Annotated in this window: 14 protein-coding genes; 3 read left to right on the top strand and 11 right to left on the bottom strand. The window is 44.5% G+C overall.

Annotation, left to right across the window (positions count from 1 at the left end; translation table 11 throughout):
• Positions 1 to 85 precede the first annotated feature (85 nt).
• On the bottom strand, positions 86 to 1,255 hold the full coding sequence (locus tag NXV01_RS18330; protein WP_259023041.1) for an RtcB family protein: 1,170 nt from the start codon (positions 1,253 to 1,255) through the stop codon (positions 86 to 88).
• 138 nt (positions 1,256 to 1,393) lie between these two features.
• Between NXV01_RS18330 and NXV01_RS18335 the strand changes: the two genes are divergently transcribed.
• From NXV01_RS18335 to NXV01_RS18345, 3 genes are all read left to right on the top strand, one after another.
• Complete coding sequence (locus tag NXV01_RS18335) at positions 1,394 to 2,305, top strand: SDR family oxidoreductase (protein WP_259023042.1); 912 nt, start codon at positions 1,394 to 1,396, stop codon at positions 2,303 to 2,305.
• Positions 2,306 to 2,715: 410 nt separating this feature from the next.
• Positions 2,716 to 2,994 (top strand): LysO family transporter, encoded by a 279-nt coding sequence (locus NXV01_RS18340; RefSeq protein ID WP_004303461.1) that lies wholly within the window; start codon positions 2,716 to 2,718, stop codon positions 2,992 to 2,994.
• Complete coding sequence (locus NXV01_RS18345) at positions 2,991 to 3,611, top strand: lysine exporter LysO family protein (protein WP_148366921.1); 621 nt, start codon at positions 2,991 to 2,993, stop codon at positions 3,609 to 3,611. The genes NXV01_RS18340 and NXV01_RS18345 overlap by 4 nt, the downstream gene beginning before the upstream one ends.
• Before the next feature lie 27 nt (positions 3,612 to 3,638).
• Here NXV01_RS18345 and NXV01_RS18350 read toward each other — a convergent pair whose 3' ends face one another.
• The 10 genes from NXV01_RS18350 to atpD form a co-directional block, all read right to left on the bottom strand.
• Complete coding sequence (locus tag NXV01_RS18350; protein WP_259023043.1) at positions 3,639 to 6,236, bottom strand: helix-turn-helix domain-containing protein; 2,598 nt, start codon at positions 6,234 to 6,236, stop codon at positions 3,639 to 3,641.
• 856 nt (positions 6,237 to 7,092) lie between these two features.
• Positions 7,093 to 8,004, bottom strand: a complete 912-nt coding sequence (locus NXV01_RS18355; RefSeq protein WP_217723235.1) for a F0F1 ATP synthase subunit gamma — start codon at positions 8,002 to 8,004, stop codon at positions 7,093 to 7,095.
• Positions 8,005 to 8,043: 39 nt separating this feature from the next.
• A complete protein-coding gene (gene atpA, locus NXV01_RS18360) occupies positions 8,044 to 9,627 on the bottom strand; it encodes a F0F1 ATP synthase subunit alpha (protein WP_148366924.1) in 1,584 nt (527 codons plus the stop codon).
• Positions 9,627 to 10,187, bottom strand: coding sequence for a F0F1 ATP synthase subunit delta (locus tag NXV01_RS18365; protein WP_148366925.1), 561 nt, complete (start codon positions 10,185 to 10,187; stop codon positions 9,627 to 9,629). Before NXV01_RS18365 ends, atpA begins: the two co-directional genes overlap by 1 nt.
• Before the next feature lie 5 nt (positions 10,188 to 10,192).
• Entirely contained in the window at positions 10,193 to 10,696 is a 504-nt protein-coding gene (gene atpF / locus NXV01_RS18370) for a F0F1 ATP synthase subunit B (protein WP_004295759.1), read from the bottom strand.
• Between the two features lie 102 nt (positions 10,697 to 10,798).
• Positions 10,799 to 11,056: an ATP synthase F0 subunit C gene (gene atpE / locus NXV01_RS18375; RefSeq protein WP_004295758.1), complete on the bottom strand. Its 258-nt coding sequence runs from the start codon at positions 11,054 to 11,056 to the stop codon at positions 10,799 to 10,801.
• Positions 11,057 to 11,164: 108 nt separating this feature from the next.
• Entirely contained in the window at positions 11,165 to 12,307 is a 1,143-nt protein-coding gene (atpB, locus tag NXV01_RS18380) for a F0F1 ATP synthase subunit A (protein WP_259023044.1), read from the bottom strand.
• On the bottom strand, positions 12,291 to 12,725 hold the full coding sequence (locus tag NXV01_RS18385; protein ID WP_074557000.1) for a hypothetical protein: 435 nt from the start codon (positions 12,723 to 12,725) through the stop codon (positions 12,291 to 12,293). The genes atpB and NXV01_RS18385 overlap by 17 nt, the downstream gene beginning before the upstream one ends.
• An 83-nt stretch (positions 12,726 to 12,808) precedes the next feature.
• A complete protein-coding gene (gene atpC, locus NXV01_RS18390) occupies positions 12,809 to 13,054 on the bottom strand; it encodes an ATP synthase F1 subunit epsilon (protein WP_074557056.1) in 246 nt (81 codons plus the stop codon).
• 12 nt (positions 13,055 to 13,066) lie between these two features.
• On the bottom strand, positions 13,067 to 14,584 hold the full coding sequence (gene atpD / locus NXV01_RS18395; RefSeq protein WP_074557001.1) for a F0F1 ATP synthase subunit beta: 1,518 nt from the start codon (positions 14,582 to 14,584) through the stop codon (positions 13,067 to 13,069).
• Positions 14,585 to 14,899 lie beyond the last annotated feature (315 nt).

The following is a 14,899-nucleotide window of genomic DNA, read 5'->3' on the forward strand; positions in this document are numbered from 1 at the left end:
ATTTAAGGTTAACAAAGGTTGGAGCAAGGCGTTGCTCCTTTTTTTATGTCCATACGCTAGATACTCCTTTAAACATGGCATGACATTATCCCTTAATCACTGCCATTGGAGCCAGCTCTACCAACGGTTTCACCAAGTCCCGCTCATTCGCTATCACTTGCGCAATATCTTTATAAGCTCCCGGTGCTTCATCCAGTTCGTTCTGCGAACGAAGTCCGTGAATGATACCTTGCTGATCCATTCTTTCCTTCTCTTCATCCAGTGACAAACGGCGACAGGCATCCTTTCTTCCCATTAATCGACCTGCACCATGCGAACAGCTTTTAAAACTCTCCGGATTACCCAGTCCCTCAACAATATAGGATTTAGTACCCATAGATCCGGGGATAATACCAATCTCACCCTCATAGGCACGCGTAGCACCTTTTCGGTGTACAATCACATCCTGATCGAAGTGATTCTCCCAAGCGGCATAGTTATGGGCAATATTAATCATAGGTTCAAAGTCTGTTTCAGGTTTCACCGCCTGGATAGATTCGCAGATACGGTTCATCATCAACTGACGGTTGGCAAAGGCAAAAGCCACACAATAATTCATTTCACGGAAATAATCCTTTGCCATCTGTGTCTCCATTGGCAGGTAAGCCAGTCCCGGTACCATTGCAGAATACCATTTCTCATTCCAATACTGTGCAACCTTATTATAGTGATTGGCAACCTTCAAACCAATGTTACGGCTTCCGGAATGAATCATCACCCAGACGTCAGATGTCTCTGTATCTTTCTGAATCTCAATAAAGTGATTTCCTCCTCCCAAGGTTCCTATCTGCTTCAAACAAGCCTCGTACTGATTCTTCAAAACAGGCATCTCTTCAATGTCGAATCCTTGCGGAAGCAATTCCTGATCCTGCTTTTTATTCTGATGATCGAATCCCAAAGGAATAACTGCACGAATCTTCGACATAATGGAAGTCAAATCCGTATAACTAAAATCTTCCGCTTTTAGATTCGTTTTAATCGCACACATACCACAACCGATATCCACTCCCACAGCATTGGGAACAATCACGCCTTTGGTAGCCAACACACCACCAATAGGCATTCCTTTTCCCGCATGGGCATCAGGCATGATGGCAATATGTTTAAATGCAAAAGGCAGTGAAGTCAAATCCATGATCTGCGACATACAAGAGTCCTCTACTTCATCCAACCAAAGCTTAGCGGGTAAACGTGTTCCCATAATTACTTTTTCCATACATCTTTTCTTTTATCAATTCATATAAATTTCGTTATCGGGAGCAAAGTAAGAAGGGAAGTACGAAATCTATTTGCGCAGTTGATATTATTATTTATTTTTGTAGAAATAATCTATAACATCTATATATAGAACCTAATGAAGAAGATATTAATTATCGGTGCCAACGGATTCACCGGACGCCAGATTTTAAACGATTTGTCTGCTTGTAAACAATATAAGGTAACGGGCTGCTCCCTGCATCCGGATATTCTTCCCAATAACGCGGAGGATTATCGTTTCGTCGAAACAGATATACGGAATGAAGCGGACGTTAAGCGTCTCTTCAAAGAGGTTCAACCCGATGTAATCATTAATTGCTCCGCCCTGTCCGTGCCGGACTATTGCGAAACGCATCACGAAGAAGCCTATCTTACCAATGTTACTGCAGTAGGCCAACTGGCTGATTTATGCGAAGAATACAAAAGCCGGTTCATTCATTTATCTACTGACTTTGTTTTTGATGGAAAGATAAACAAAGCTGCCGGACTGTTATACACAGAAGAAGATCTCCCTGCTCCGGTCAACTATTACGGATATACCAAATGGAAAGGAGAAGAGAGAGTGGCAGAAACTTGCAACAGCTATGCCATTGTCCGTGTAGAAATTGTTTATGGCAAGGTACTGCCGGGACAACACGGTAATATTGTGCAGCTGGTAATGAACCGTTTGAAAGCCGGACAAGAAATACGTGTCGTGTCCGATCAATGGCGGACACCAACCTATGTTGGAGACGTTTCGGATGGAGTGCTACGTTTAATAGAACATACGACGAATGGCATCTTCCACATCTGTGGAGATGAATGTATGACCATTGCAGAGATTGCCTATCAGATAGCAGATTATATGAAACTCGACCGTTCTCTTATCCATCCTGCCACCACAGAAGAAATGAATGAAAGCACTCCCCGTCCCCGCTTCAGTGGCATGAGTATTGATAAAGCCCGGACAATGCTTGGATACAGGCCCAAAAAGTTAAAAGAGATTCTTACGAACTGGGATAATCTATAAGGGAAAGAGCACATAACCAACTTTTTACAACCATCTATCTCGTTCAGGATATTCCTTTCTCTCTTTCTCTTCATTTATTGCATATTTATTTTGAAAATATGCAATAAAGAACTATCTTTGCACCAAATTCAAAAAAGACCAATGATGAATCAAACATTACAATTACATAACGCTACTCTTTTTCTTGCAGGAATACCAATTTTCTGTAAGTCCTGTTGCGTGCATGTGCATTGGTTCAGTGGATTCATCTAAATTTCCCAACTATTTCTTTACAGGAACTACCTGCTGACTTGTTTTGTTAGTCACAGCAGTATTCCTTTCTGATTTTCAAGTAGATGTAACATCTTCTTTGAAAATTCCTTTGTGTGTTGTCAATCATCAGTTTAACCTAACCCAAAATATATACAATTATGTTCTCTATTATATCTACCATGTTTTTAGGAATCGGCATCGGCTATGTATTGCGTAACTGGAGTATTCTGCAGAAGACAGAAAAGACAATTTCTCTTACAATATTCCTGTTGCTCTTTATTCTCGGTGTATCTATCGGTTCTAATAGTCTGATTGTGAACAATCTCGGTAAGTTCGGATGGCAAGCCATCGTTCTTGCTGTGTCCGGTGTATTGGGAAGTCTGATTGCTGCCCGTTTGGTACTACAATTATTTTTCAGGAAAGGAGGTGAACAATGAAAGGAAGTCTGATCGTTATAGTATTCTTTTTTGTAGGCTGTATCATGGGAGCTTTCAATAAGTTCGAGTTCGATACGCACACAGTTTCCATGTATATACTTTATGCATTAATGCTACAAGTGGGAATCAGCATCGGTTCCAATAAGAACCTGAAAGCCATTGTTTCACATTTGCACCCTAAAATGTTGCTGATTCCATTGGGAACGATTATCGGTACGCTGTTATTCTCCGCCCTGGCAAGTTTGCTATTGCGTCAATGGAGCGTGTTCGACTGTATGGCAGTGGGAAGTGGATTTGCCTACTATTCACTTTCTTCCATCCTTATCACGCAGTTCAAAGAACCCTCCATCGGACTGCAACTGGCTACGGAACTGGGAACCATTGCCCTGCTGACTAATATTTTCCGTGAGATGATGGCACTTCTTGGTACTCCGATCATCAAGAAGTATTTCGGGAAACTTGCTCCTATTTCAGCAGCAGGAGTCAATTCGATGGATGTACTGCTGCCTTCCATCACCAGATATTCAGGAAAAGAAATGATTCCCATCGCCATCCTGCACGGTATTCTGATTGACATCAGCGTTCCCGTTTTCGTTTCTTTCTTCTGTAATCTTTAACCCTGTCCGGGATAATAACTTTATTTATTAATGCCCGGAAACAGCCAATACAAACTTGATATCAGCATAGGAGACATCGTCTCCTAATGCTACCTTTATAGCGAATATTCCCATGTATTCATGTTCATCTAAATACTTGCGAATCTTCGCTATATTTTCAGCTTTCACCACCTGCTCCACTTTGATCTTTCCCGAACGGACATAATGCTCCAGATGTCCGGCAATGGTTCCGGATACCAAATCACGAGCCTTGGCTATTTCATCTATATTCATTCCCTGACGGAACATTTCATAGCTAACCAACTTCGTATCTTTCTTCGCCTCCTTCTTTTTCTCCTTCTCCGCCTCTTTCTCCTGTTTCTCTGCCTCTTTCTGCTGCTTCGTCTTTCGTTGCCTTGCCATATCTTCGCTATTACCGGAGGAGATTAACATATCTGTGATCTCCGGCCTCTCCAATTGATTCTCCGCCATATACTTGCGGATAATACCCAGAATTTCAAGCCCGTATTTCTCTACTCCTTTGGCTCCAAAATAAGGTATCGCCTCCAAAGCTCTTGGACTATCCGGTAGCAGATTCACAATTCCCATCAATGCTTTCTGTTGCATAATCACATAAGCAGGGACATTCATCTCCCTTGTTTTGGCTGTTCTCCATTCAGACAGGGCGCGATAAAGCTCCGGATGCAGAATATCCGTAGGAACTTCCACCTTTACCTTTTCAGCACTGCGCGTACGCTCTTTCCGTTCCTTGCGTTCTTTCTTCTCCTTCAAAGCCTTCGAAGAACCGGAGGACATAGAATCATCTTCAAGACTCAACATTACTTTAGCCTTCAACTTCAAATAATCCGTGATAGCAAACTTCCCTCTCGCAGACACAGCTTCCAACAAAGACTCTTTAATCCACAACGCATCATCCAGCGCCTGCATACGTTCTGCCAACAGCTTTCTCAACTCTTTATTATCAAGAGGCATATTAGTCTTATTGTACAAAGCCCGAACCGGTTCCAACTCCTTATGAAAATATCCGGCACCGGAACGAATCCGTTCCTGCAACTCCTCATTCGTCGCATAATCCTCACTCTCATGTATCAACCGGGTATACTGATTGCGGAAACGTTGGGACACCTCCACAATCTTCTCCTTAACATGGGGAGCCAACGCCTTATATTCAGCCAACTGCTTCGGAAAGAGCTTATACAAATCCTCATCCATAAGACGAAGTAACCGTTTATAAGCCTGATCGATCGAATAGAAATTAAACAAATCACTCAACAAATCAAAGAAATACGCCTTTTGCATATCATTCAACTGCTGGCTGCCTGGCTTATTCTGCTCCACCGCTTTGGTGAAATTATCCACCGTAGCATCACTTATTATGGCTTCCCTGCGCAAAGGAGACTCCAACACCATACCCTCCAGCGTCTTGCAACGACTCAAAGCCACATAAGTTTGCCCATGCGCAAAGGAATTCCGTGCATCAATAATGGCACGTTCAAACGTCAAACCCTGACTCTTATGTATTGTAATAGCCCACGCCAAACGAATAGGATACTGGCGGAACGTCCCTTCTATCACTTCAGTGATTTCCTTCGTCTCCTCATTCAACACATACTTATAATTCCCCCACTCTTCCGGCAACAACTGAAATTCGGATCTGTCTCCCTTACCACGCACCACAATACCCGTTTCATTAACCGCTACCACCTCACCAATCATACCGTTATAATACCGTTTCTCGGACGATGGATCATTCTTCAGGAACATAATCTGTGCTCCTTCCTTAATTGTCAGAAGTTTATCCGCAGGATACGAATATTCAGGAAAATCCCCCTCTATCTCGGCACTAAAATGATACGCCTTGCCGGGCAACGATGCCAGTTCGCGATCATTAACCCTCTGTGCCTGATTATTATGCGTCGTCAGACGAATATATCCCTCTTCTTTTTGCGGCTGAAAGCCGGGCTGATAACGACGGTTCAATTCATTCAACACTTCATCATCCGCCTTATTCTCCCGGATTTTATTTAATAAGGAAAGGAAGAACGTGTCACTCTGACGATATACTTTCTTGAGTTCAATCGTCATATATGCCGTTTCTTTCAAGGCATGACTTGCAAAGAAATAAGGAGTCTCATAATGCTTTCTCAACAACTCCCACTCATTATCTTTCACGACAGGCGCCAACTGTTGCAAATCGCCAATCATCAACAGTTGCACCCCGCCAAAAGGTTTCTCTCTATCGCGATACCTCCGCAGAGTTGCATCCACCGCATCCAACAAATCGGCACGTACCATACTGATCTCATCAATAACCAGCAAATCCATACTACGGATAATATTCCGCTTTTCTTTACTGTAACGATAATGCGTCTGGGAAGAATTAAAGGTGGTTTCGGGCACAAAAGGAGCAAAAGACAACTGAAAGAAAGAATGAATCGTTACGCCTCCCGCATTGATGGCTGCAATCCCTGTCGGAGCCAATACGACCATGCGTTTGGGAGTATGTTCTTTCAATCGTCTAAGAAATGTCGTTTTCCCGGTTCCTGCTTTTCCGGTAAGAAATAAATGTGTGCCTGTATTTTCAATGAACTGCCAAGCAAGCTGCAGTTCCGGATTATTTTCCATGCTTTTTACAATTTTCGGTAAAGTTACTGAATATTCTTTTTCTTTCGTCTTGATACGAAAAAAAAAGAACCAAAAAAGAAAGAATCAAGGCTGCGTTTTTCCGGCTACTCCGGTGCTTCCTCCGGCTAAAGGGCAGAAACTCGCTACGCTCAAACAGTCTGCCCTTTTTAACGCCGGAGAAATCACCTGCGCTTGACGCCGGAAAAACGAGGCCGGAAGACCTGCGGCGTGAAAGCCTTACAATGTGGAAAACTTTATTTACTAAAAACTCACTATATAAGAGAGGAATATAGAATAAAACTAATATAGCAAAAAGGATTTATAGAATAAAGACTTAACAAAATGAAAGTGAATGTAGCTAAAGTCCCAAATGAAAAGCTTAATAGAATAAAAAGCTAATAGAATGATAACCAATGTAGCCTAGTAATATAAAGAGACTTATAAAAGGTTCCCCCCCTTATAAAAAAGCTTTGCTATATAAAAGCCGCAGACGTTATACGACTTAATATAGCAAAGCAGAACAATATATAATAAAATTACAAACGATATAACAGCGACTCACCAAAACAATACCAAACATATCGCGCGTCTTCCCCGCAAACTCCTCCAAAACAGCTTCCCCACAAACCTACCCTACATCCTGCAATACCTATCCTGCACCCCACCCCGCCAGGTTCCCCGGCCTACTTTTTTCTCCGTCAGGCGAGCGCCCGTAACGGAGCGTTAAGAAGGGCAGACTGTTTGAGCGTAGCGAGTTTCTGCCCTTTAGCGAAGCGAAGGAAGCGAGTAGGAGAAAAAAGTCAGCCTTGAATTTTTCTTTGCTTCTTTCTTTTGTTTCAAGACAAAAGAAAGAAGATTACTTCATGGAGCCCCCCACAATATCCAGCAATTCGTTTGTAATCGCCTGCTGCCGACTCTTATTATACTGCTTCGTCAAATCCTGAATCAGCTCATTTGCATTGTCCGTAGCCACTTGCATAGCTAGCGTACGTGCAGCGTGTTCCGATGCATTGGAGTCGACAGCAGCGGTAAAAATCTTCTGGCTCAATACAGTTGGGATTAAACTGGCGATTAATTCTTCCGCGTTTGGCTCGATGATATAATCATTAGCAATTTCGTTCTCCTGTATATCTTCCTTACCTCTGTTTCCCTCCTTGTTCCCGTCCTCTTCGCCAACCACATTCGTCAGATTAATAGGAAGATACGTCTCACGGAGAAGAATCTGTATCCCCATTGATTTGAAGTGATGATAGATTATTTCCACACGGTCTACCTCGCCTGCCACATACATATCCATCAGTCGGTGAGCCAGTTCGGCAGCCTCCTGATACGTCGGTTTATCGGAGAGCGTCGGAGAAACCTCCTGCGGTTTGAAACCCATCCGTTTGGCAGCTTCATCCACTTTCTTGCCTACCGGAAATATCAAGATATTATCCTGTCCTAAAGTACGGAATTCCCCGATAGTCTGCATCATCATTTTGATGACGTTGGCGTTGAAAGCACCACAAAGAGAAGTGTTCGAAGAAAAAACAACGATTGCTACACGCTTCACTTCACGCTCCTGCACATAAGGAGATTCGATAGGCAGGTCCGCGCTTAGGAAGTTAGTCAGAATCTTGTTCAACTTCTTCTGATAAGGCAGCATATTCTCAATGGCTCCTTGTGCCTTGTGTAATTTGGCAGAAGCCACCATCTTCATTGCTGAAGTGATTTTTCGGGTACTCTTGACCGAATTTATTCTGGTTTTTACTTCTTTCAGTGAAGCCATAGTGATAATTAAAAATTAATAATTAAAAATTAAAGGCGATCAGATAAATTGTTTAGCAACCATGGCGGCAGTCTCTTCGATAGCCTTGGTCACCTTATCGTCAATCACACCCGTTTTCAATACATCCAGTACATCCTCCTGATGATTCAGTTGCAGAGATTCGATGAAGCTACGTTCAAAGTCCTGCACCTTATCCAAGGGAACATCGTGGAGCAGTCCGTGTGTACCACAGTAGAGGATAGCAATCTGCTGCTCTACGGGCATCGGACTGTATTGAGGCTGAATCAACAGCTGGCCGTTCTTACGTCCCTTATCAATGGTCAATGCGGTAATCGGGTCCATGTCGCTGCTGAACTTGGAGAACGCTTCCAGTTCACGATACTGTGCCTGGTCGATCTTCAATGTTCCCGCCACTTTCTTCATGGCCTTAATCTGCGCGTTACCACCTACACGGGATACAGAGATACCGACGTTGATAGCCGGACGCGTACCCTGGTTGAACAAGTCAGTTTCGAGGAATATCTGTCCGTCAGTGATAGAAATCACGTTCGTCGGGATATAAGCCGATACGTCACCAGCTTGCGTTTCGATAATAGGCAATGCCGTAAGCGAACCACCACCTTTGACAATACCCTTCAGACTTTCCGGAAGGTCGTTCATTTCGCGAGCCACTTCCTCCTGGCTGATAATCTTGGCAGCACGTTCCAACAGACGGGAGTGCAGATAGAAGATATCACCCGGATAAGCCTCACGACCAGACGGACGGCGGAGAATCAGAGAAACCTCACGATAAGCTACCGCCTGCTTGGAAAGGTCATCATAAACCACCAATGCATGACGACCGGTATCACGGAAATACTCGCCAATGGCAGCACCCGCAAAAGGAGCATAATACTGCAATGCAGCCGGATCACCAGCCGTAGCAGCCACCACAATCGTGTAGTCCAGTGCTCCGTACTCACGAAGCGTATTAACGATAGAAGCAACGGTAGAACCCTTCTGACCGATAGCCACATAAATACAATATACAGGATCACCTGCCAGGAAGTTACTGCGCTGGTTGATAATCGTATCAATAGCGATGGCAGTCTTTCCCGTCTGACGGTCGCCGATAATCAACTCACGCTGTCCGCGACCGATAGGAATCATGGCGTCTACCGCCTTCAATCCCGTCTGCAACGGTTGGTTCACAGGCTGACGGTAGATTACCCCCGGAGCTTTCCGTTCCAATGGCATATCATACAGTTCGCCGCCGATCAATCCTTTGCCATCGAGCGGTTCGCCCAACGGGTCGATCACACGTCCCAGCATACTCTCTCCTACACGGATGGAGGCGATACGTTTGGTACGCTTTACAACAAATCCCTCCTTGATCTTGTCCGTCGGCCCCAACAGTACAGCTCCCACGTTGTCCTCTTCGAGGTTCATCACAATTGCTTTGATACCATTGTCAAACTCCAGCAATTCATTGGCTTCGGCATTCCGCAGTCCATAGATACGCACTACGCCGTCGCTCACCTGGAGCACCGTACCAATTTCGTCAAGTTGCACATTAGCGTTGATTCCTTCGAGCTGCTTGCGCAATATATCAGATACTTCGCTTACTTTTATATTTTCAGACATTATACAATTCTCCTATTCTTATCAATAAATTGTTGTTTCACTCGCTTCAACTGCGTGGCAACACTTGCATCCAGCCGGTAGTCGTTGACATCGAAGATAAATCCGCCTTCAATAGAGGGATCTACCACCGTTTCCAGTTCCATCTGGGCATGCAAGATATGCTCTGCCGCAGAACGGATCCGGCTTTCCGTTTCCTTATTGACAGGAACGGCTGTAATCAACTTGCCTATTCCGATGTGCTTCAGTTTCCGGTAAAGATCCAGATACATCAGGCTGATAAATTGCAGATAGCCTTCACGCCTGTTGCGCAATACCAAAGTGATAAAACGGACAAACTCTCTGGTCGATTTTCCGTCACCATCGGCAGCTGTGCAGACTAACGCCAACTTCTCCTTGAATGAGATGACAGGATTATCAAGCGCTTCACGCAGACCGGGCAGTTCACAAAAGCTGTGTGACAGAGTCAAAAACTCCTGATACAACCTATCCTCCATACCTTTTTCCTGTGCGTATTCAATGATGGCTTTCGCATAACGCATTGAGAGTATTCCGACTTCCATCTTCCTTAGTTCTTATTCGGGGTTAGTACTTCATCCAGCATACGGTCGATCATACCCATCTGTGCTTCCTTGTCCTCAAGACTCTTGCGGAGCACTTTCTCGGCGATGTCCACAGAAAGCACGGCTACCTGGCGACGGATGTCGCGGATGGCTTCGTCTTTCTCTATCTGGATTTGTTGTTTCACCGCATCCAGTTCTTTTTGTGCGGCAATTTCGGCTTGTTTACGGGCCTCGTGAACAATCTTGTCACGTTCTTCCATTGCTTCCCTCAAGATGCGTCCTTGTTCTTTGTTGGCAGCTGCCACCAATGCGTCGCCTTCTTCTTTCAGTTTAGACAACTGGGCATTAGCTTCTCTCGCCACCTCCAAAGACTGGTCGATATAAGTCTTGCGACCCTCCACCATCTTGATGATGACGGGGAAGCCGTATTTCGCCAATATCACGAACACAATCCCGAATGAGAGAAACATCCAGAACAGCAGGCCACTATCAGGTAATAGTAATGACATAATCTTTATTTACGATTTTACGATTTACAATTTACGATTTCGCGGCTGATCATGATTTGAAACATGGCTCACGCCTGCGAAATTCGCTTGTTATATGCCTGATTAGAGGAAGAACACCAACAGACAAACTACTACCGCCAACAAAGCCACACCTTCAATCAAGGCGGCAGCGATAATCATATTCATACGGATGTCCCCTGATGCTTCCGGCTGGCGTGCGATTGCTTCCATTGCCGAACCACCGATCTTACCAATACCCAAACCAGCTCCGATTACTGCAAGACCTGCACCGATAGCTGCACCTAATTTACTAACTCCTACTGCTGCTGCAGTGGCTTGTAACAATACTGATAGTAACATAATTTTCAGTTTTAAAATGGTTTATATTTTCTCTTGTTTATTATTTAATCATTCATTCCGCGCGCCTATTCCGTATCTTTTTTATCGACGTTTTCACCGCGTTTCATTTCAATCTTCTTCTGTTTTCACTTTGGCACCTTCCTGTGCCAGTCCGATAAACACTGCCGACAACATCGTAAATACGTAAGCTTGGATGAAAGCAACCAACAACTCAAGCGCATTCATAAAGATGTTGAACAATACGGATGCCACCGTCAGCGTGCCGTTCAGTGCAGGCCCCATGCTTGCCGAGATAAAGATCAGGCAGGTGAGCACCAGCATCGCCATGTGTCCTGCCAGCATATTGGCAAAAAGACGGATCATCAAAGCAAACGGTTTCGTAAAGATTCCGAAGAACTCGATGAACGGCATCATCGGTATAGGCACTTTCAACCACCAGGGCACATCGGGCCAGAAAATATCCTTCCAATAATGTTTCGTACCGAAGATATTCACTGCCAGAAACGTGCAGACTGCAAGCACCATAGTGATAGCGATATTTCCCGTCACGTTCGCCCCTCCGGGAAAGAACGGAATCAATCCCATCATGTTATTGATAAAGATGAAAAAGAACGCTGTCAGCAAATACGGTGCAAACTTCCGGTAGTTGGGTCCTACACAACTCTTGATAATATCGTCGTTCACCATCATGATAAACATCTCCATGAATCCGATAAATCCTCCCGGCGCTTTCGCTCCTTGCGGGCGTTTTCTGTACCAGTGTGACACGCTCAATACGATAACGAGCAACAACACGCTGTTGAACAGCAAAGCAAACGTCACTTTTGTGATGGAAATATCCCACGGGCGAACCTGTTCGCCTGCCGCATTATACTCTACCAGTTTGCCCTCGTACTTGCTTCCTTCGGGAGCGATGGAAAGTCCTTCATAAGTACCTCCATTCTCTTCGAGACGGGAAGAAAGGAACGTGTGCCAACCTGTAGTACTACTATAAACTATGATAGGTAATGGTATAGTAATGTGCGTGTTACCCCACGTTGTGATATGCCATTCGTAGGAGTCTCCGATATGACCGAACACAATTTCTTTCACATCCACCGTGTTCTCCTGTTCCTCTTTCGGAGTAATCTCGTCCTGCGTCTGTTGTGACACCACTTCCCCCTCCTGCTCCTGTGCAGGAACCGGCAAGCTGACCACTGCCATGAGGCAGAACAGAATTAACGGAGCTACTATGTTATGCAACTGTTTCATTTTTCTTCTTATTTTTCTTTTTCCGTTTCTGATTCAACTCAAAAGAGAAGAAGAACCAGGTTTCGAATATCAGATATATCAAATAGAACGAGATAAACGTCAGCAGAAAGGCTCTGGCTTCTTCGCGAACGGCAAGACAATAAATCAATACCAGAATCAGCGATAGAATCATTTTTATCATCTTTATTGCCAGATACAACAGTAACAATCTCTGTGGAGCATGTCGGCGGCAAGCGTCGAACATATAGATGCTAAACAGACCAAAGAAGTAAAAATAGACCGGAATAAACGGATACCCTCCGAAATAATGTCCTGGCAAAGCGAAGTGTAGAATGACAGCTCCGAGTGCCGCACTTATTACTGCAAATAAGGTATGCAAAAAAATAAAATTCCGTTTAGTTTTACTTATATTCACCATGTTACTGTGTTTTTCTGTAAAGTTATAATCTCGTTTTTTTCACACTTTTGATATTTAGTCTTTGTGCCGGTGGGGAACTTCCGTCAGGAAACACACGCGGAAACCGTACCGTCACTCATTTCGACAAAACCGCCCTGAATATCCATCGTGTGCTCTTCTCCGTCCATCGTCGTGTAACTCAACGTTCCCTCTTTCAACGACGAAACAATGGGCGCATGCCCGGGGAGAATAGAAAACGAACCGATCATTCCCGGCAATGTGACAATCTTCACATTTCCGTCGAATATGCTCTTTTCGGGCGATACTATACTCAAATGCAGTTCTTTCATCATGCTATCTTTTTATTTTTTTGCCTGTTCCAGCAATTTCTTACCTTTCTCTATTGCCTCCTCAATGGTTCCGACATTCAAGAAAGCCTGTTCGGGAAGATAATCCACTTCTCCTTCCAGAATCATCTTGAATCCCTTGATAGTGTCTTCGATGCCCACCATCACGCCCGGAACGCCTGTAAACTGTTCGGCTACGGCAAACGGTTGCGAAAGGAAACGCTGCACACGGCGGGCGCGGTTCACTACCATCTTGTCTTCTTCCGAAAGCTCTTCCATACCGAGGATGGAAATAATGTCCTGCAATTCCTTGTTACGTTGCAGAATTTGTTTCACTTGCTGCGCTACGTCGTAGTGCTCCTGACCAACAATGTGCGGATCGAGGATACGTGACGTAGAAGCCAACGGGTCTACAGCCGGATAAATACCCAGCTCCGTAATCTTACGATCGAGTACGGTAGTGGCGTCCAAGTGGCTGAAAGTCGTTGCAGGAGCCGGGTCGGTCAAGTCATCGGCAGGCACATACACCGCCTGTACGGAAGTGATAGAACCTTTGCGGGTAGACGTGATACGTTCCTGCATCGCACCCATTTCCGTAGCCAGCGTAGGCTGGTAACCAACGGCGGATGGCATACGTCCTAAAAGGGCGGACACTTCCGAACCTGCTTGTGTGAAACGGAAGATATTATCGATAAAGAACAAGATATCGCGTTTCTCACCTTCTTTTCCTGCGTCGCGGAAAGATTCCGCTACCGTCAGTCCGGACAATGCCACAGAAGCACGTGCGCCCGGAGGCTCGTTCATCTGACCGAAAATCAGAGACACCTGCGATTTCTCCAGTTCGTTATAATCCACTTTCGAAAGATCCCAATGACCTTTCTCCATTCCTTCCTTGAATGCCTCGCCGTAACGGATTACACCGGATTCAATCATTTCGCGCAGCAAGTCGTTACCTTCGCGGGTACGTTCACCTACTCCGGCAAATACAGAGAATCCGTTATGTTTCTTGGCGATATTATTGATAAGTTCCTGAATCAATACAGTCTTTCCTACACCGGCGCCGCCGAACAAACCGATCTTACCACCTTTGGCATACGGTTCGAGCAGGTCGATCACCTTGATACCTGTGAAGAGCACCTCTTGCACAGTTGTCAAATCCTCAAACTTAGGGGGTTCTCGGTGAATAGAATATGCACCTTTACGGTCGAGTCCTTTCATACCGTCGATTGAATCACCGACTACGTTCATCAGTCTTCCTTTAATCTGTTCGCCAATCGGCATCGTGATCGGGCCTCCGGTGGGATACACTTTCATGCCTCTCTGAAGTCCGTCAGTACTATCCATCGCTACGGTACGCACCGTATTTTCGCCGATATGTTGCTGAACTTCTACAACCAGTATTTTGCCGTTTGGCCTCTTTATCTCCAGCGCGTCGTGGATGCTTGGCAGCACCAATTCTGCATCCGTACCCTCAAAGTACACATCGACCACAGGGCCGATCACCTGCGAGATATGTCCGATAATCTGTGACATAAGCAATCTCAATTTATTTATATTATTCTTTTCTCTCCCTTTGACTTTATAATATGACAAGGAATGAACATTTTTCGCGTTTTACCTATTTTCATTATTATAGTAAACAGTTGAGTTCAGTTTTTGTTCAACTATTTTCTATATTCGATAAACTTCTGTCCTTAGAAATAGTTAAAGAAACAACTGCGCAAATGTAGAAACAATTCCGTGTCGTTGTGCTTCCTTTTTCATTATTTGTCGTTCGATAACACTTATTAGACCTACAAAGACTACAGATTAACCAATTCCGGTGGTTTTCTGCTATAAATTAAAAGC

The organism is Bacteroides sp. BFG-606 (assembly GCF_024788145.1).
Classification (GTDB): Bacteria; Bacteroidota; Bacteroidia; order Bacteroidales; family Bacteroidaceae; genus Bacteroides; species Bacteroides vicugnae.

What these genes read in the sequence shown, in the direction of transcription:
- NXV01_RS18330 (WP_259023041.1), bottom strand. Translation starts at nt 1,255, where the DNA reads ATGGAAAAAGTAATTATGGGAACACGTTTACCCGCTAAGCTTTGGTTG.
- NXV01_RS18335 (WP_259023042.1), top strand. Translation starts at nt 1,394, where the DNA reads ATGAAGAAGATATTAATTATCGGTGCCAACGGATTCACCGGACGCCAG.
- NXV01_RS18340 (WP_004303461.1), top strand. Translation starts at nt 2,716, where the DNA reads ATGTTCTCTATTATATCTACCATGTTTTTAGGAATCGGCATCGGCTAT.
- NXV01_RS18345 (WP_148366921.1), top strand. Translation starts at nt 2,991, where the DNA reads ATGAAAGGAAGTCTGATCGTTATAGTATTCTTTTTTGTAGGCTGTATC.
- NXV01_RS18350 (WP_259023043.1), bottom strand. Translation starts at nt 6,236, where the DNA reads ATGGAAAATAATCCGGAACTGCAGCTTGCTTGGCAGTTCATTGAAAAT.
- NXV01_RS18355 (WP_217723235.1), bottom strand. Translation starts at nt 8,004, where the DNA reads ATGGCTTCACTGAAAGAAGTAAAAACCAGAATAAATTCGGTCAAGAGT.
- atpA (WP_148366924.1), bottom strand. Translation starts at nt 9,627, where the DNA reads ATGTCTGAAAATATAAAAGTAAGCGAAGTATCTGATATATTGCGCAAG.
- NXV01_RS18365 (WP_148366925.1), bottom strand. Translation starts at nt 10,187, where the DNA reads ATGGAAGTCGGAATACTCTCAATGCGTTATGCGAAAGCCATCATTGAA.
- atpF (WP_004295759.1), bottom strand. Translation starts at nt 10,696, where the DNA reads ATGTCATTACTATTACCTGATAGTGGCCTGCTGTTCTGGATGTTTCTC.
- atpE (WP_004295758.1), bottom strand. Translation starts at nt 11,056, where the DNA reads ATGTTACTATCAGTATTGTTACAAGCCACTGCAGCAGCAGTAGGAGTT.
- atpB (WP_259023044.1), bottom strand. Translation starts at nt 12,307, where the DNA reads ATGAAACAGTTGCATAACATAGTAGCTCCGTTAATTCTGTTCTGCCTC.
- NXV01_RS18385 (WP_074557000.1), bottom strand. Translation starts at nt 12,725, where the DNA reads ATGGTGAATATAAGTAAAACTAAACGGAATTTTATTTTTTTGCATACC.
- atpC (WP_074557056.1), bottom strand. Translation starts at nt 13,054, where the DNA reads ATGAAAGAACTGCATTTGAGTATAGTATCGCCCGAAAAGAGCATATTC.
- atpD (WP_074557001.1), bottom strand. Translation starts at nt 14,584, where the DNA reads ATGTCACAGATTATCGGACATATCTCGCAGGTGATCGGCCCTGTGGTC.